Consider the following 17,647-nt stretch of genomic DNA (forward strand, 5'->3'; position numbering starts at 1 on the left):
TATCATGAGAAGGAGTTGAAAATGAATTTTTCAAAATTGGATGAATACTTTGAAAAATCAAAACTATGGATTGCGTATCTATTTGTTTTTATTTCGATTTTAAGTATGAGTTCACTGGTTTATAAGATAGCAAATCCCCTCTACAAGGGATTATCAGCGATTGTAGTACTTTATATTTGCTGTACCTTATTGTTTAAGTGGAAAGAAATCACAGTAGATCGCAAATTTCTGTCCTTATTTGGTCTATTGGCTGGAAGTCATCTGTTATCAGCTATTTTTAATCGCTCTGGACATTTGATTGGAAATGTGATAGAGATCCTCTTTATGGTGACCTATATTTTATTATTTACCATGTTAGAATCAGGGCAACTTAAAAAATTATTTGACTGGATTGCCTATACGGTTCAAATTGTATCTTTTTCTTCAGCAATTTTTGCGTTTGGTTTATTGGTAAGTAGAGTCCTTATCCTATTTAAGATTGGCGAACAATCTTATTACTATGGTGTTATGAATGGACGTCTGTGGGGGATTGTTAATCCAAATGCTAGTGCGATATTTTCATACATTAGCATTATTTTGGCTATGTATTTGATTCATAAAGGAAGTAAATATTCTGTCTATCTTAAACTGAATAATGTGATTCAATTAGTTTACTTCGCAACCATGCAAAGTAGAGGAGCTTTATTATCTTTAGTGTTAATGATTGGGTTTTATAGTTTCTTTATTAACGGGGGCAAATTAGCTAAGCGATTTCTAATCTTTATTGTTTCTGCTTTACTTGTTTCTGCTGCTAATATCGGATTGAGTTATGTAACCTCTATTTACATATCCTCGGGGAAAGCGACTGTATTAGACTTAAATAAAGGACAATCTTATGCAGAAACGGATTCTTCAGTTATAAAAAAAACAGGTGAACTTCATCTAATAGAAACAACACCTAGTGGTAGAACTTATATTTGGAAAAATGCTATAAAAATGGGAAGTGAGAAACCAATTTTTGGTTATGGTGTAAGAAATGTTCCAGATTATTACACAAAATATTTCAGTAAATTTGAGATTCAAAATTCTCTTATTGGTGGAAATTTCCATAACATTTTGGTAACGATATTTGTTAGTTCTGGAATTTTAGGTTTAGTATCCTTTCTACTTCTACTAGGATATATAATTAAGCGCTTTTTGACTTATTTGATTGTTTCTAAAAAGAACTCTGAAAAGTTGATTATGATTCTTTTCTTTGGCATCTTGTTCGGTCAATTATTTGAAAGTCAGATTATGTACTCAACTAACTTTATTAATATTATCTTTTGGTTGATTATTGGTTATGGATTAGTTGTTTGCAAACGTGATGAAGGTATTCGTTATCAGGAAGTAACTGATATTAGAGAGATTCAACAGATGGAACTAGGAATCATGGAATACATTCATGAAACTTGTCAGAAAATTGGTGTCAAATATTTCCTAGCTTATGGCAGTCTTATCGGTGCGGTTCGTCATAAAGGTTTTATTCCTTGGGATGATGACATGGATATCTGTATGTTACGAGAAGATTATGAAAAGTTGCAAGACTATCTTATCGCTAATCCTGACGAACGTTACGAAGTGATGTCTTATAAGAATAATCTCAACTATGTCTATCCCTTCATGAAAGTGCAGGATAACCATACTTACTTGCTAGAAGAAGATGTTCGCATTGATTCAAATATGGGGATTTATGTAGATATTTTCCCTGTAGATGGCTACGAGAATGATGCAAATTTTAAGAACAATATGACAAAGCTGATAAAGAAACGTCAATTGAGTTGCTATACATTTAAAGGTATCACCAATACGAAAAGTGTTCTGAATTCACTGATACGCTATATTTCAGTTATTATTTTTTATTTCACAAATACAAATAAATACGTTGCACAAATTGAAGAACTTGCTAAATCACGTAAAGTGTCGGATTATGAGGAAGTGGATTATCTTATCTACAAGGATATGAACAAACCAGTGTGGAGACGCGAATGGCTAGAACAAGTTACTACTGGAACATTTGAAGGTAAGGAATTTATGATTCCAAAAAATTATCATGAAATTTTGACCTCAGACTACGGAGATTATATGCAATTACCGCCAGTTGAACAAAGAGTATCTCATCATGATTTTAAATTGTGGAAGATTGTTAAAAAGTCTAAATAGCTGGATTGGGATTAAGAAACGTTTAAAAATATAGTCAAATTTAGGAGAATAAAACCTATGCCTGAAAGAACTTTAACTCTTGAAGAAATCAAACAAGTAGAATTAGATATTTTAAAGTATCTTCATGATCTTTGTGAACAACATCAAATCAAATATTTTATTGATTTTGGAACATTACTAGGAGCTGTACGCCATAAAGGATTTATACCTTGGGATGATGATACAGATATTTCCTTAGCGCGTGATGAATTTGAAAAACTGTATAAGGTTTTAAAAAATGAAAATCATCCCTACTACAAATTAATTTCATTCAGAGAAACAAAGGGGTATCCTTACAGTTATATGCGAGTCTATGATGTGAGGACACGTCGAGATGCTAATCTTATAGATAAAACGGTCGTATTGGGAACCTGCGTTGACATCTTTCCATATGATGGTGTCGTAACGCAAGAAAGTGACCAGAAGAAAATGAAGCTCTACAAATATTTCATTCGTCTTTCTTCTTTGAATTTTAAAGGGATTAAGTCTGAGAATGGTGGACTTAAAAATCTCCCTCGTTATATAGGGTCAGCTATTTTTCGCTTAACTTCCCCACAGATATGGAACCAAAAATTAGAGAGTCTTGCTTTGAAGTATAGTGTGGATCAAGCAACGGATCTCACTTGTACTATCTATGATCCCTATTATCCAGATGGTATAAAAAAAGAATGGCTCTATGATTTGATTGATATGCCGTATGAAAACATTGTGGTCAAGGTTCCGAGAAAATACCATGAATTACTTGTCTACGAATTTGGAGAAAACTATATGAGTCCGCCACCCATTGAGCAACAAGTGCCAGGAGGAGATAAAAATTATTGGATTGATTAGTATAAGTTTCTTATCTTTTAAAATAAAGGGGTTTTCAAGATGAAAAATAAACAGTTAATAAAATTAGTTGGGTATAGTTTTCTTGTATTCTTTCTAACGCTGATTCAGTTATCGCAAGGAGTAGATGCAAATACTATCTCTGCAGGTTCGGGCAATCGTATCCATTTCATAAATACTAAAGCAAAATCTGGGAGTGACGCCATCCTTCTGGAAAGTAATGGTCACTATGCTTTGATTGATATGGGAGAAGACTATGATTTTCCTGATGGGAGTGACCCACGCTATCCAAGTCGTTGGGGAATTTCTATGAGAAATTATCAAGTATTAGAGGATAGATTGATTCGCCACCTAGATGAAATAGGTGTTAAAAAATTAGATTTTATCATAGGAACTCATGTTCATAGTGATCATATTGGTGGAGCAGACGAAATACTCAATCGTTATCAGGTTGGTAAGTTTTATTTGAAAAAATATTCAGATGATCGAATCACAGCAAAGTGGGGGCTATGGAATAATCTTTTCAATTATGATAATGCTTTGAGAGCAGCTCAAAAACGAGGAGTTACGCTTATCCAGAATATTTCAGATGAGGATAGCCATATAAAATTAGGTGATATGGATATCCAGCTCTACAACTATAAGAATGAATATGATGCTGACGGGAATCTGAAAAAAGTTCGAGATGATAACTCCAACTCCATTGTTTCAGTAGTGACTGTGGCAGGAAAGAGAATCTATCTTGGTGGAGATTTGGATAATGCCGAAGGAGCAGAAGATAAGTTAGGTCCAGTTATCGGCAAGGTTGATATGATGAAATGGAACCACCATTATGATGCGACAATTTCAAATACGATTAATTTCCTTGAAAACTTATCACCAAAAATGATTATTCAGACAACTGGTGGAGATATTAATGTTGCTTCAACTAGAGAATACCTTCAGAAGAAAAATATTCAGGTTCTTCGTGCTGCTAGCCAAACTCAAGACGCTACTGTTTTTGATATTAGCGATAAAGGATTTGCTAATGTTTCAAATACCTTCCCTGATATCCCAGTAGTTGACGAAAAATGGTATCAAGAAGATGGCTATTGGAAATATCGTTTGTCTGACGGGGAAATGGCTATCGGCTGGAAAGAGATTGGCGGAGCCACTTACTTCTTTAATGGAAAAGGACAAATGCAAGCAGGCCGCTGGCTTCACCTTAATGACGACTGGGGAGAAAATGCCAAGGGGAATGATTACTATCTGAACAAAAATGGTAAAATGCAAACTGGTGGATGGTTCAAGCTAGATAACTCTTGGTATTATATCCAGTCGAATGGTGCTAGACGATTTAGCGAGCTCTCTGAAATTGGAGGGAAAAAATACCTTTTTGCGGCAGATGGTAAGATGCTGACAGGACACCAAGTTTTTAATGGTAAGAAGATGTTCTTTAGCGAAAGTGGCGTACTACAAATTTCAGGTAAGCCTTCAACTTGGCAAAAGATTGATTCAGCTTGGTATTTCTATGATGAGGATGGTCTAAAGACTGTCGGTAAAAAGAATATCAATGGAAGCACATACTTCTTTAATCAAGAAGGTGTCATGCAAACTGGCTGGGCCTTTGTTGATGGTCACTGGAACTATTTTGCAAGTTCTGGAGCTATGAAAACTGGCTGGGTCAAGGATCAGGAAACATGGTATTATCTGGATAAAGATGGCATCATGTTAACTGGCAGACAAGATATAAAGGGTATTCGTTACTATTTGAATGCTAGTGGTGCCATGCAGACTGGCTGGAAGTGGCAAGACAATAGCTGGTACTTCTATACGAACTCAGGTGCTATGCAAACTGGTTGGCTGCAAGATAAAGAATCATGGTATTATTTGGATCCAGAAACAGGTATCATGGCTGTAGGCTCTAAAGCGATTGATGGAAAAACCTATTTCTTTAAATCCTCAGGTAACATGCAAGTTGGCTGGCAGTGGTCAAATGATGTCTGGCATTATTACGCTGCATCTGGTGCACTCCAAACTGGTTGGCTAAAAGATCATGATATGTGGTATTATCTTGAATCTAAGGAAGGCACTATGTTGGTTAGACTCAATCAAGTAGATGGCAAGCAATATTACTTTAGTGCGTCTGGTGCCATGCAGACTGGCTGGAAATGGTTTGATAATCATTACCGTTACTTTGAATCAAATGGAGCCATGAAAACTGGTTGGATAAAAGACAAAGGCGTCTGGTATTATCTAAATCCTGAAGATGGCATCATGTTGGTTGGTCTTCAAAAAGTTAATGGTGATCAATATTACTTTGATTCAACAGGAGCGATGCAAACTGGCTGGAAACAGGTTGATGGTAATTGGTACTATTTCCAAGCAGATGGTTCCTTATTAAAAAATTCTACAACACCTGATGGTTATAAAGTTAATGAAGAAGGTGTATGGAGACAAGTAGTTACTGTTGATAAGCAGCAAAATCATTCTACAAACAAACAGGAAACATCTACTCTAACTGATAAATCAGACAAGATTAATAAGGCAGAAAAGCAAGAAAAACAAAAAGAAATGAACTCTTCTAATTCAGAAAAACAAAAAGAGGACTCAATTATAGAGTCAAGTAGTTCCGACAAGAAAGAAAAGGAATAATGAGAAAATCCCCTGCTAGTAGAATAGTCTATTAGCAGGGGATTCTTTTAATTTCTTTTAATCCTAGCAAGAGCAAGATTGAGTGCATAATGGAATGTTTTATCTTTTGTGATAAAAAGTATCAAGAGATAGTAGATTCCACAGGTTACAACAGTCGAGAGTACCATGAGTATCATATTGAGGTTGATTGTATAAGAGTTGATTTGGAAAAGAAATTTAAAAGTGAAATAAATTGGAATGAATCCGAGCGATACAATAGTATAGCGTGTTAAAGTAGTAAAGATCTCTTTTAAATCAAGTAGCTGATGTTTCTTGATAAAGTAAATTTCCAGTAGAACAACTACAGTTTCTGCAATAATAGTAGTAGCAATGTAGTACTCTGGTGCAAAAATATTATTGAAATACAAGAGACTGTTGAGTAGGATATTAGCTCCGCCACCAATAAAGTAAAAGGCTGTTAAACGATTTTCGTGGTCGTTGATGAAGATAATTTGTTTACCGAGAATCAACTCAATAGCCCAAATGATAGTTCGAAAGGCGAAGACACTAGTCACAATACCAGCTTCAAGGTATTTTTCAGAAGAGTAGATGACTGCAGCGTAGTTTCCTAATACCATCATCCCAATACTGGTTGGAATGATAAGGAAGTAAAAGAGGGCAGCTCCTTGGTTCAGAAGATTTTTATAAGATTCGTAGTCTTTCTTACCGAGATAGTAGCCGAGACGTGGAATACTGACGTTGATAGCTCCACTCAGGACACTGGCAATCAACATAACGATGCTAGAAGCAATGGTATAGTAAGAAATGTAGTTTTCATCAGGCCCTTTGGTGATAAACATTCTATCAAGTAAGGTGTATAGCATATTGGCATTAGCTAGAAGCAACATGGTCAAGAGTGGCTTAGATGCTTTGATTAATTCCATGAGACCAATTTTGACAAAGGAAACTTCTCTCTTGATCCAAAGAAAACTGAGCAGGTAGTTGAGGATAGTTGTCGCACTCATGATGATTGCATAAGGTACGATATCATTTGGAGTTTTAACAAAGGTGAAGATAGCGACCAACATGGCAATACGAATAACCAAGGTCTTGTAAAGGATGAAGGCATAGTTTTCATAAGCCTCGTTCATCCACTCGATATAAAGGAATTGGAAGAGAGCCTGGACACCAAGTATATAGTAGAGTTCTTTCAAATTTTCAATACTATTATCTAGGTAAATAAACAAAAAGTAGATACTTGTTGTAAGGACAGAAGTAATTACAGATATATAGAATAACTTGGAGAAGACATAATTAATCTGATCTTTATCGTCTTTAACCTTACTGATAGCACGAATCCCGTAGTTGTATATTCCAAAGGCGGCTAAAGGAATGACAAAGCTAGCCCAGGTATTGGCTGTATTGAAGTAACCGTAGTTGGATTTGCTGAGAATCCGCGTCAGATAAGGATTGGTTATCAGTGGAAAAACGATATTGAGAACATTGACTAGCAAGCTAGCCAGTGCATTAACTTTTATATTTTTCATTGTACTTTCTTTCTTGTATTGTAAAATGGTCTCTAGTATTATATCACATTCTCGCTTCATTCTTTTGATAAAATCGTAAAAATCTAGTATAATAGATAGAACTGAAAGTATGAGGTTACTAGCAATGAAAATGAAACAAATTAGTGATACAACTTTGAAAATCACGATGTCTTTAGAGGATTTGATGGATCGAGGCATGGAGATTGCTGACTTTCTCGTTCCTCAAGAAAAAACAGAAGAGTTCTTTTATGCTATCTTGGATGAGTTAGAGATGCCTGATAGCTTTCTAGATACAGGTATGTTGAGCTTCCGTGTGACTCCAAAACCTGATAAGGTCGATGTCTTTGTAACCAAATCAAAGATTGACCAAAATCTAGATTTTGAAGATTTATCGGATTTACCAGACATGGAAGAATTGGCTCAAATGTCGCCTGATGAATTTATCAAAACCCTGGAAAAAAGTATCGCTGACAAAACTAAGGATGATATCGAAGCGATTCAATCTCTAGAACAAGTCGAAGCCAAGGAAGAAGAGAAGGAGCAGGCTGAACAAGAAGCTGAGAGTAAGAAAGAACCTTACATCTACTACATCCTTTCTTTTGCTAAGTTGGCTGACTTGGTGGCTTTTTCAAAGACAGTGACTTTTGAGATGGAAACTTCTGAACTCTACAAGATGAATGAGCGCTATTATTTGACCATTTTAGTGGATATTGAAAATCATCCAAGTCCATATCCAGCTTGGCTGTTGGCTCGTATGCGCGAGTTTGCAGATGATAGTGATATCAGCCGCTCAGTATTGCAGGAGTATGGTCAAGTCTTGATCAATCACGATGCAGTGCTTAATCTGCAAAAGATTGTATAATCATTTCTGGAAACCTATTTCTAGATTTTAAGAAGAGCGAATCATCAGATTCGTTTTTTCTTTTCTAGACTGAAATAGTGATTTACTATAATAGGAATTTTCACAAAATTCTGTTATAATGGCTATATTAGAAAATTTCGAGGAGACAAACATGACAGTTAAAATTGCTTTACTAGGATTTGGTACCGTTGCAAGTGGTGTGCCTTTCCTCCTAAAGGAAAATGGAGAAAAAATTAATCAATCAGCACATTCAGAGATTGAAGTTGCTAAGGTGTTGGTCAAGGATGAAGATGAGAAAAATCGCTTGCTTGCAGCAGGGAATAACTTTAACTTTGTAACCAATGTGGATGACATTTTGTCAGATCAAGACATTACGATCGTAGTGGAATTGATGGGGCGTATCGAACCTGCTAAAACCTTTATCACTCGTGCCTTGGAAGCTGGAAAACACGTTGTTACTGCTAACAAGGACCTTTTGGCTGTCCATGGTGCAGAATTGTTAGAAATCGCTAAAGCTAACAAGGTAGCACTTTACTACGAAGCAGCAGTAGCTGGTGGGATTCCAATTCTTCGTACCTTGGCAAATTCCTTGGCTTCTGATAAAATCACGCGCGTGCTTGGAGTAGTCAACGGAACTTCTAACTTCATGATGACCAAGATGGTGGAAGAAGGCTGGTCTTACGATGATGCTCTTGCGGAAGCGCAACGTCTAGGATTTGCAGAAAGCGACCCGACAAATGACGTAGATGGGATTGATGCAGCCTACAAGATGGTGATTTTGAGCCAATTTGCCTTTGGCATGAAGGTTGCCTTTGATGATGTAGCTCACAAGGGAATTCGTAACATCACACCAGAAGACGTAGCTGTAGCCCAAGACTTGGGTTATGTAGTGAAATTGGTTGGTTCTATCGAGGAAACTTCTTCAGGAATTGCTGCAGAAGTGACTCCAACCTTCCTTCCTAAAGCGCATCCACTTGCCAGTGTAAATGGGGTAATGAACGCTGTCTTTGTAGAATCTATCGGTATCGGTGAGTCTATGTACTACGGACCAGGTGCTGGTCAAAAACCAACTGCAACAAGTGTTGTGGCGGATATTGTCCGTATCGTTCGTCGCCTGAATGATGGAACCATTGGCAAAGACTTCAACGAATATAGCCGTGACTTGGTCTTGGCAAATCCTGAGGATGTCAAAGCTAATTACTACTTCTCAATCTTGGCTCCAGACTCAAAAGGTCAGGTCTTGAAATTGGCTGAAATCTTCAATGCTCAAGATATTTCCTTCAAGCAAATTCTCCAAGATGGCAAAGAGGGGGACAAGGCGCGTGTCGTGATCATCACACACAAGATTAATAAAGCCCAGCTTGAAAATGTCTCAGCTGAATTGAAGAAGGTTTCAGAATTTGACCTCTTGAATACCTTCAAGGTGCTAGGAGAATAAGATGAAAATTATTGTACCTGCAACCAGTGCCAATATCGGGCCAGGATTTGACTCGGTCGGTGTAGCTGTAACCAAGTATCTTCAAATTGAGGTATGTGAAGAACGAGATGAGTGGCTGATTGAACACCAGATTGGCAAATGGATTCCACATGACGATCGTAATCTCTTGCTCAAAATTGCTTTGCAAATTGTACCAGACTTGCAACCAAGACGTTTAAAAATGACTAGTGATGTTCCCTTGGCACGTGGTTTGGGTTCTTCCAGTTCTGTTATTGTTGCTGGGATTGAACTAGCCAATCAATTGGGTAAGCTCAACTTGACAGACCATGAAAAATTGCAGTTAGCGACAAAGATTGAAGGGCATCCTGACAATGTGGCTCCAGCCATTTATGGTAATCTCGTTATTGCAAGTTCCGTTGAAGGGCAAGTTTCTGCTATCGTAGCAGACTTCCCAGAGTGTGATTTCCTAGCCTACATTCCAAACTATGAATTGCGTACTCGAGACAGCCGTGGCGTCTTGCCTAAGAAATTGTCTTACAAGGAAGCTGTTGCGGCTAGTTCTATCGCCAATGTGGCGGTTGCAGCCTTGTTGGCAGGAGACATGGTGACCGCTGGGCAAGCAATCGAGGGCGACCTCTTCCACGAGCGCTATCGTCAGGACTTGGTGAGAGAATTTGCAACGATTAAGCAAGTAGCCAAAGAAAATGGTGCCTATGCAACCTACCTTTCTGGTGCTGGGCCGACAGTTATGGTTTTGGCTTCTCATGACAAGATGCCAACGATTAAGGCGGAATTGGAAAAGCAACCTTTCAAAGGAAAACTTCATGACTTGAAAGTTGATACCCAAGGTGTCCGTGTCGAAGCAAAATAAAGAATAGAAGATAGGATGGGGAAACTCTTGATCAGAGGGCTTCCTATCCTTTTTTTGAAAAGAAGTTTATACTCAATGAAAATCAAAGAGCAAACTAGGAAGCTAGCCGCAGGCTGCTCAAAACACTGTTTTGAGGCTGCAGATGGAAGCTGACGTGGTTTGAATTTAATTTTCGAAGAGTATTAGTTAAAAACTTGGTAAAGGAGAAACGAAGATGGCAGAAATATATTTAGCAGGTGGTTGTTTTTGGGGCCTAGAGGAATATTTTTCACGCATTTCTGGAGTGCTAGCAACCAGTGTTGGCTACGCTAATGGTCAAGTCGAAACGACCAATTACCAGTTGCTCAAGGAAACAGACCATGCAGAAACGGTTCAAGTGATTTATGATGAGAAGGCAGTTTCACTTAGAGAAATTTTACTCTATTATTTCCGTGTTATTGATCCATTATCAGTCAATCAACAAGGGAATGACCGTGGACGTCAGTATCGGACCGGAATTTATTACCAAGATGAAGCTGATTTGCCAGCTATCTACACAGTGGTGCAGGAGCAGGAGCGCATGCTTGGGCGAAAGATTGCAGTAGAGGTGGAGAAACTTCGCCACTACATTCTGGCTGAAGATTACCACCAAGACTATCTTAAGAAGAATCCTTCAGGTTACTGTCATATCGATGTGACTGATGCTGAGAAGCCATTGATTGACGCAGCAAATTATGAAAAGCCTAGTCAAGAGGTGCTAAAGGAAAGCCTAACTGAAGAATCTTACCGTGTTACACAAGAAGCTGATACAGAGGCTCCATTTAGCAATGCCTATGACCAGACCTTTGAAGAGGGAATTTATGTAGACATCACGACAGGTGAGCCACTCTTTTTTGCCAAGGATAAGTTTGCCTCAGGTTGTGGTTGGCCAAGTTTTAGCCGTCCAATTTCCAAAGAGTTGATTCACTATTACAAGGACCTGAGTCATGGAATGGAGCGAATCGAGGTTCGTTCTCGGTCAGGAAATGCTCACTTGGGTCATGTTTTCACAGATGGCCCTCGGGAGTTAGGTGGACTTCGTTACTGTATTAATTCTGCATCCTTGCGCTTTGTGGCCAAGGATGAGATGGAAGAAGCAGGATATGGCTATCTACTGCCTTACTTAAACAAATAAATCAGAGATGGTGGGTTCTTCCCACTTTCTTCATTTCTAGAAAACGAATAGAAGGGATCTATGAAACACCTATTATCTTACTTTAAACCCTACATCAAGGAATCAATTTTAGCACCCTTGTTCAAGCTGTTAGAAGCTGTTTTTGAGCTCTTGGTTCCCATGGTGATTGCTGGAATTGTTGACCAATCCTTGCCCCAGAAAAATCAAGGTCATCTCTGGATGCAGATTGGTTTGCTCCTTATCTTTGCAGTAATTGGTGTTGTAGTGGCCTTAATAGCCCAGTTCTACTCAGCTAAGGCTGCGGTGGGTTTTGCCAAGGAATTGACAAACGACCTCTATCGTCATATTCTATCTTTACCTAAGGACAGTAGAGACCGTTTGACCACTTCTAGCTTGGTCACTCGCTTGATTTCGGATACCTACCAGATTCAGACTGGTATAAATCAATTCCTGCGTCTCTTTTTACGAGCGCCTATTATCGTTTTTGGGGCTATCTTTATGGCCTATCGCATCTCGGCTGAGCTGACTTTCTGGTTCTTGGTCATGGTTGTCATTTTGACCATCGTCATTGTAGGCCTTTCTCGGTTGGTCAATCCTCTCTATAGCAGTCTCAGAAAGAAAACGGATCAACTGGTTCAGGAAACACGTCAGCAATTACAAGGAATGCGGGTTATTCGTGCTTTTGGACAAGAAAAACGAGAGTTACAGATTTTTCAAACTCTTAACCAAGTCTATGCTAGATTACAAGAAAAGACAGGTTTCTGGTCCAGTTTATTAACACCCCTGACCTATCTGATTGTAAATGGAACTCTCCTATTCATTATATGGCAGGGATATGTTTCTATTCAAGGAGGATTGCTCAGTCAAGGGGCCCTCATTGCCCTTATCAACTATCTCCTACAGATTTTGGTGGAATTGGTCAAATTAGCTATGCTAATCAATTCTCTCAACCAGTCCTATATCTCTGCTAAGCGAATCGAGGAAGTCTTTGCTGAGGCTCCAGAGGATATCCATTCAAAATTAGAACAAAAGCAAGCTACCAGTGATCAGGTTTTACAAGTTCAAGAACTGACCTTTACCTATCCTGATGCGGCCCAGCCTTCTTTGAGAGACATTTCCTTTGATATGACTCAAGGGCAAATCCTTGGTATCATTGGGGGAACAGGTTCTGGTAAATCAAGCTTGGTGCAAGTCTTACTTGGAATTTACCCAGCAGACAAGGGGAGCATTTACCCTTATCGAGATGGATCTAGTCCTCGTAATCTTGAGCAGTGGCGGTCTTGGATTGCCTATGTGCCCCAAAAAGTCGAACTCTTTAAGGGAAGCATTCGTTCCAACTTGACTCTGGGTTTCAATCACGAAGTAACGGACCAAGAACTTTGGCAGGCCTTGGAAATTGCACAAGCCAAGGATTTTGTCAGTGAAAAGGAAGGACTCTTGGATGCCCTAGTTGAGGCAGGAGGGCGAAATTTCTCAGGCGGGCAAAAACAACGTCTGTCTATCGCCCGAGCAGTCTTGCGCCAAGCTCCATTTCTCATCCTAGATGATGCGACCTCAGCTCTCGACACCATTACCGAGTCCAAGCTCTTGAAAGCTATCCGAGAAAATTTGCCAGACACGAGCTTAATCTTGATTTCTCAACGAACCTCAACTTTACAGATGGCTGACCAGATTCTCCTTTTGGAAAAAGGTGAGTTACTATCTATCGGCAAGCACGATGACTTGATGAAATCAAGCCAAGTCTATCGGGAAATCAATGAATCCCAACATGGAAAGGAGGACTAGTGTGAGACGACAAACCGCAAACCAGACGCTCAAACGTTTGGCTAAGGATTTAGCAAGCCATCCCTTCCTCCTTTTCCTAGCCTTTCTAGGAACCATTACCCAAGTTGGCTTATCAATTTACCTACCTATCTTGATTGGGCAGATCATTGACCAGGTCCTAGTTGCTGGTTCTTCGCTAGTTTTTTGGCAGATTTTTATTCAGATGATCTTGGTGGTAATAGGAAATACTCTGGTACAATGGGTAAATCCTCTTATTTATAATCGCCTAATCTTCTCTTATACCAGAGACTTGCGAGAACGAATCATACATAAGCTTCATCGTTTGCCGATTGCCTTTGTGGATCGGCAAGGCAGTGGGGAGATGGTCAGTCGTGTAACCACAGACATCGAACAGTTGGCAGCTGGCTTGACCATGATTTTTAACCAATTTTTTATTGGCGTCTTAATGATTTTAGTTAGTATTCTAGCAATGCTGCAAATTCACCTCCTCATGACCCTCTTGGTCTTGCTGTTGACGCCACTGTCTATGGTGATTTCACGCTTTATTGCTAAACGCTCCTATCATCTCTTCCAAAAGCAAACAGAGACGAGGGGAATTCAGACTCAGTTGATTGAAGAATCGTTGAGCCAGCAGACCATTATCCAGTCCTTTAATGCTCAAGAAGATTTTATCCAAAGGCTGCGTGAGGCTAATGACAACTATGCAGGTTATTCTCAGTCGGCCATCTTTTACTCTTCAACGGTCAATCCTTCGACTCGCTTTGTTAATGCGCTCATTTACGCTCTTCTTGCTGGAGTTGGAGCTTATCGTATCATGATGGGGTCAACCTTGACCATTGGACGTCTAGTGACCTTTTTGAACTATGTTCAACAGTACACCAAGCCTTTTAACGATATTTCTTCAGTTTTAGCTGAGTTGCAAAGTGCCTTGGCTTGTGCAGAACGTGTTTATGGAGTCTTAGATAGTCCTGAGGTGGCTGAAACAGGTAAGGAAGAGTTGACTAGTGACCAAGTTAAGGGAGCTATTTCCTTTAAACATGTCTATTTTGGCTACCATCCTGAAAAGATTTTGATTAAGGATTTATCTATTGATATTCCAGCTGGTAGCAAGGTGGCTATTGTTGGTCCGACAGGTGCTGGAAAGTCAACTCTTATCAATCTCCTTATGCGATTTTATCCCATTAACTCAGGAGATATCTTGCTAGACAACCAATCCATTTATGACTATACCCGAGCATCATTGAGACAGCAGTTTGGGATGGTGCTCCAAGAAACCTGGCTCAAGCAAGGAACCATTCATGACAATATTGCCTTTGGAAATCCTGATGCCAGTCGGGAGCAAGTGATTGCTGCTGCAAAGGCAGCCAATGCGGACTTTTTCATCCAACAGCTACCTCAAGGCTATGATACCAAGTTGGAAAATGCTGGAGAATCTCTTTCTGTCGGTCAGGCTCAGCTCTTGACCATAGCCCGAGTCTTTCTGGCTATTCCAAAGATTCTTATCTTAGACGAGGCAACCTCTTCCATCGATACGCGGACAGAAGTGCTGGTTCAGGATGCCTTTGCCAAACTCATGAAGGGGCGTACAAGCTTTATCATTGCCCACCGCCTGTCAACCATTCAGGATGCGGATCTGATTCTAGTCTTGGTGGATGGTGATATTGTTGAGTATGGCAACCATCATGACCTTATGTCTAAGAAGGGCAAGTATTACCAAATGCAGCAAGCTGCCGCTTTTAGCTCTGAATAAGCCTTTCTATTTTAAAACCTTATGAACGAAAAAAGTTGCCTTCGGGTGACTTTTTTGTTACAATAGCTAGAAAAATTATTCACTGTAAATTGTCTTATAGAAAAGGAGCCTAGAATGAAAGTCTTTCAGCATGTAAATATCGTGACTTGTGACAAAGATTTCCATGTTTATCTAGATGGAATCTTAGCCGTTAAGGATTCTCAAATCGTCTATGTTGGTCAAGAGCAGTCAGAGATTTTAGAGCAAGCTGAGCAGATTATAGACTATCAGGGAACCTGGATTATGCCTGGTTTGGTCAATTGTCACACCCATTCTGCTATGACCGGATTGAGAGGAATTCGAGATGATAGCAATCTCCATGAATGGCTCAATGACTATATCTGGCCTGCAGAAGCTGAGTTTACACCCGACATGACTACCAAGGCGGTCAAAGAAGCTCTGACAGAGATGCTCCAGTCAGGTACAACAACCTTTAACGATATGTATAATCCCAATGGTGTGGATATTGCGCGGATTTATCAGGCAGTGAAAGATTCCAAGATGCGTTGTTATTTCTCACCGACTCTTTTTTCTTCAGAGGCAGAGACAACTGCTGAGACTATAAGTAGAAATCGAGCAATCATTGAGGAAATTATTGGATATAAAAATCCAAATTTCAAGGTGATGGTAGCCCCACATTCTCCCTACAGCTGTAGTAGAGACTTGCTGGAAGAGAGCTTAGATATGGCAAAAGAGCTGAATGTTCCCATCCATATTCATGTAGCGGAGACCAAGGAAGAATCAGGAATTATACTGAAACGCTACGGCAAACGGCCCCTCGCCTTTCTAGAAGAACTGGGTTACTTAGATCATCCGTCTGTCTTTGCTCATGGAGTCGAATTAAACGAGAGAGAAATTGAACGCTTGGCAACCTCTCAAGTTTCCATTGCTCATAATCCTATTAGTAACCTCAAATTGGCATCAGGGATTGCTCCCATCATCCAACTGCAAAAAGCAGGAGTAGCAGTCGGAATTGCGACAGATTCGGTTGCTTCCAATAACAATCTAGATATGTTTGAGGAAGGACGGACAGCCGCTCTCCTACAGAAAATGAAGAGTGGGGATGCCAGCCAATTCCCAATCGAAACAGCTCTCAAAGCTCTAACGATAGAAGGTGCTAAGGTCTTAGGAAAGGAAAATCAGATAGGAAGTCTGGAAGTAGGTAAACAGGCAGATTTTCTCGTTATTCAACCACAGGGAAAAACCCATCTCCAACCCCAAGAAAATATGCTTTCTCATCTGGTTTATGCAGTTAAATCTAGTGATGTTGATGATGTCTATATCGGCGGAGAACAGGTTGTTAAGCAAGGTCAAGTCCTAACAGTAGAACTTTAAAAGAAAAATTACGAAAAAATCTTAAAAAAAGTTTGCAAAAATCTTGCATTCTTTTTTTGACTATGCTATACTTATATACGGTTTGAAAAAACTGCCTAAGACAGTAGGGGAGCTCGACTCATAAATATCCTACCGAGGACAAAACGTATCATGTAAAAAGAAGCGTATTGTACTTTCGTGTCTAGGTTTGGGCGCGTTTTTCTTTTGGAAAAATTCCCCAAGCAAAATAATAACGGAGGTGAACACACTAATGAGTGAAGCAATTATTGCTAAAAAAGCGGAACTAGTTGACGTAGTAGCTGAAAAAATGAAAGCTGCTGCATCTATCGTCGTTGTTGACGCTCGTGGTTTGACAGTTGAGCAAGATACAGTTCTTCGTCGTGAGCTTCGTGGAAGCGAAGTTGAGTACAAAGTGATTAAAAACTCAATCTTGCGTCGTGCAGCTGAAAAAGCTGGTCTTGAAGAACTTGCATCAGTATTTGTTGGACCATCTGCAGTAGCATTTTCTAACGAAGATGTTATCGCACCAGCGAAAATCTTGAACGACTTTTCTAAAAACGCTGAAGCACTTGAAATCAAAGGTGGTGCAATCGAAGGCGCTGTCGCATCTAAAGAAGAGATTCTTGCTCTTGCAACTCTTCCAAACCGCGAAGGACTTCTTTCTATGCTCCTTTCTGTACTTCAAGCGCCAGTGCGCAACGTTGCTCTTGCAGTCAAAGCGGTTGCAGACAACAAAGAAGACGCAGCTTAATCTTAAGCTACGCAGCGTAGCCTAGCTACGAAAATCTATTATAAATTTAAAACATATTTGGAGGAAATAACAATGGCATTGAACATTGAAAACATTATTGCTGAAATTAAAGAAGCTTCAATCCTTGAATTGAACGACCTTGTAAAAGCTATCGAAGAAGAATTTGGTGTAACTGCAGCTGCTCCTGTAGCTGTTGCTGCAGCTGGTGCTGCTGACGCTGGTGCTGCTAAAGATTCATTCGACGTTGAATTGACATCTGCAGGCGACAAAAAAGTTGGCGTTATCAAAGTTGTACGTGAAATCACAGGTCTTGGTCTTAAAGAAGCTAAAGAACTTGTTGACGGTGCACCAGCACTTGTTAAAGAAGGCGTTGCAACTGCAGAAGCTGAAGAAATCAAAGCTAAATTGGAAGAAGCTGGAGCTTCAGTTACTCTTAAATAATCGTTTATCGGTTG

General features: G+C 39.5%; 13 protein-coding genes and 1 other annotated feature. Of the genes, 12 read left to right on the plus strand and 1 reads right to left on the minus strand.

Annotation, left to right across the window (positions count from 1 at the left end):
* Positions 1–21 precede the first annotated feature (21 nt).
* From D8855_RS05570 to D8855_RS05580, 3 genes are read left to right on the plus strand one after another with little or no spacing between them, the layout of a single operon-like run.
* Complete coding sequence (locus D8855_RS05570) at positions 22–2,181, plus strand: LicD family protein (RefSeq protein ID WP_125416463.1); 2,160 nt, start codon at positions 22–24, stop codon at positions 2,179–2,181.
* A 57-nt stretch (positions 2,182–2,238) separates the two neighbouring features.
* Entirely contained in the window at positions 2,239–3,051 is an 813-nt protein-coding gene (locus D8855_RS05575) for a LicD family protein (protein WP_125416464.1), read from the plus strand.
* Positions 3,052–3,090: 39 nt separating this feature from the next.
* The gene (locus D8855_RS05580; protein WP_125416466.1) at positions 3,091–5,682 is read left to right on the plus strand and encodes an MBL fold metallo-hydrolase; all 2,592 of its coding nucleotides are present in this window, start codon (positions 3,091–3,093) and stop codon (positions 5,680–5,682) included.
* 47 nt (positions 5,683–5,729) lie between these two features.
* On the opposite strand, the gene D8855_RS05585 is transcribed toward D8855_RS05580, so the two are convergent.
* Positions 5,730–7,208, minus strand: a complete 1,479-nt coding sequence (locus tag D8855_RS05585; protein ID WP_125416468.1) for an oligosaccharide flippase family protein — start codon at positions 7,206–7,208, stop codon at positions 5,730–5,732.
* Between the two features lie 124 nt (positions 7,209–7,332).
* Here D8855_RS05585 and mecA point away from each other — a divergent pair, with 124 nt between their 5' ends.
* From mecA to rplL, 9 genes are all read left to right on the plus strand, one after another.
* Positions 7,333–8,070, plus strand: a complete 738-nt coding sequence (mecA, locus tag D8855_RS05590; protein WP_004257313.1) for an adaptor protein MecA — start codon at positions 7,333–7,335, stop codon at positions 8,068–8,070.
* 151 nt (positions 8,071–8,221) lie between these two features.
* Complete coding sequence (locus tag D8855_RS05595; RefSeq protein WP_049487265.1) at positions 8,222–9,508, plus strand: homoserine dehydrogenase; 1,287 nt, start codon at positions 8,222–8,224, stop codon at positions 9,506–9,508.
* Between the two features lies 1 nt (position 9,509).
* Positions 9,510–10,379 (plus strand): homoserine kinase, encoded by an 870-nt coding sequence (thrB, locus tag D8855_RS05600; protein ID WP_125416470.1) that lies wholly within the window; start codon positions 9,510–9,512, stop codon positions 10,377–10,379.
* A gap of 214 nt (positions 10,380–10,593) precedes the next feature.
* Entirely contained in the window at positions 10,594–11,532 is a 939-nt protein-coding gene (gene msrB / locus D8855_RS05605) for a peptide-methionine (R)-S-oxide reductase MsrB (RefSeq protein ID WP_125416472.1), read from the plus strand.
* Positions 11,533–11,592: 60 nt separating this feature from the next.
* Positions 11,593–13,317, plus strand: coding sequence for an ABC transporter ATP-binding protein (locus tag D8855_RS05610; protein ID WP_125416474.1), 1,725 nt, complete (start codon positions 11,593–11,595; stop codon positions 13,315–13,317).
* A gap of 1 nt (position 13,318) precedes the next feature.
* Positions 13,319–15,067 carry an ABC transporter ATP-binding protein gene (locus D8855_RS05615; RefSeq protein ID WP_125416476.1) on the plus strand — a complete coding sequence of 583 codons (1,749 nt, stop codon included), beginning with the start codon at positions 13,319–13,321 and terminating at the stop codon, positions 15,065–15,067.
* Between the two features lie 114 nt (positions 15,068–15,181).
* On the plus strand, positions 15,182–16,441 hold the full coding sequence (locus D8855_RS05620) for a TRZ/ATZ family protein (protein ID WP_125416478.1): 1,260 nt from the start codon (positions 15,182–15,184) through the stop codon (positions 16,439–16,441).
* 76 nt (positions 16,442–16,517) lie between these two features.
* Positions 16,518–16,653 (plus strand) — a sequence feature (ribosomal protein L10 leader region).
* Between the two features lie 38 nt (positions 16,654–16,691).
* Entirely contained in the window at positions 16,692–17,192 is a 501-nt protein-coding gene (rplJ, locus tag D8855_RS05630) for a 50S ribosomal protein L10 (RefSeq protein ID WP_004259693.1), read from the plus strand.
* Positions 17,193–17,264: 72 nt separating this feature from the next.
* Entirely contained in the window at positions 17,265–17,633 is a 369-nt protein-coding gene (rplL, locus tag D8855_RS05635) for a 50S ribosomal protein L7/L12 (protein ID WP_001196965.1), read from the plus strand.
* Positions 17,634–17,647: the final 14 nt, after the last annotated feature.

Source organism: Streptococcus mitis (genome assembly GCF_003942685.1).
Classification (GTDB): Bacteria; Bacillota; Bacilli; order Lactobacillales; family Streptococcaceae; genus Streptococcus; species Streptococcus mitis_CD.

Coding starts and splice junctions, on each gene's coding strand:
- msrB (WP_125416472.1), top strand. CDS start 10,594: ATGGCAGAAATATATTTAGCAGGTGGTTGTTTTTGGGGCCTAGAGGAA.
- D8855_RS05595 (WP_049487265.1), top strand. CDS start 8,222: ATGACAGTTAAAATTGCTTTACTAGGATTTGGTACCGTTGCAAGTGGT.
- D8855_RS05620 (WP_125416478.1), top strand. CDS start 15,182: ATGAAAGTCTTTCAGCATGTAAATATCGTGACTTGTGACAAAGATTTC.
- thrB (WP_125416470.1), top strand. CDS start 9,510: ATGAAAATTATTGTACCTGCAACCAGTGCCAATATCGGGCCAGGATTT.
- rplL (WP_001196965.1), top strand. CDS start 17,265: ATGGCATTGAACATTGAAAACATTATTGCTGAAATTAAAGAAGCTTCA.
- rplJ (WP_004259693.1), top strand. CDS start 16,692: ATGAGTGAAGCAATTATTGCTAAAAAAGCGGAACTAGTTGACGTAGTA.
- D8855_RS05585 (WP_125416468.1), bottom strand. CDS start 7,208: ATGAAAAATATAAAAGTTAATGCACTGGCTAGCTTGCTAGTCAATGTT.
- mecA (WP_004257313.1), top strand. CDS start 7,333: ATGAAAATGAAACAAATTAGTGATACAACTTTGAAAATCACGATGTCT.
- D8855_RS05580 (WP_125416466.1), top strand. CDS start 3,091: ATGAAAAATAAACAGTTAATAAAATTAGTTGGGTATAGTTTTCTTGTA.
- D8855_RS05570 (WP_125416463.1), top strand. CDS start 22: ATGAATTTTTCAAAATTGGATGAATACTTTGAAAAATCAAAACTATGG.
- D8855_RS05575 (WP_125416464.1), top strand. CDS start 2,239: ATGCCTGAAAGAACTTTAACTCTTGAAGAAATCAAACAAGTAGAATTA.
- D8855_RS05610 (WP_125416474.1), top strand. CDS start 11,593: ATGAAACACCTATTATCTTACTTTAAACCCTACATCAAGGAATCAATT.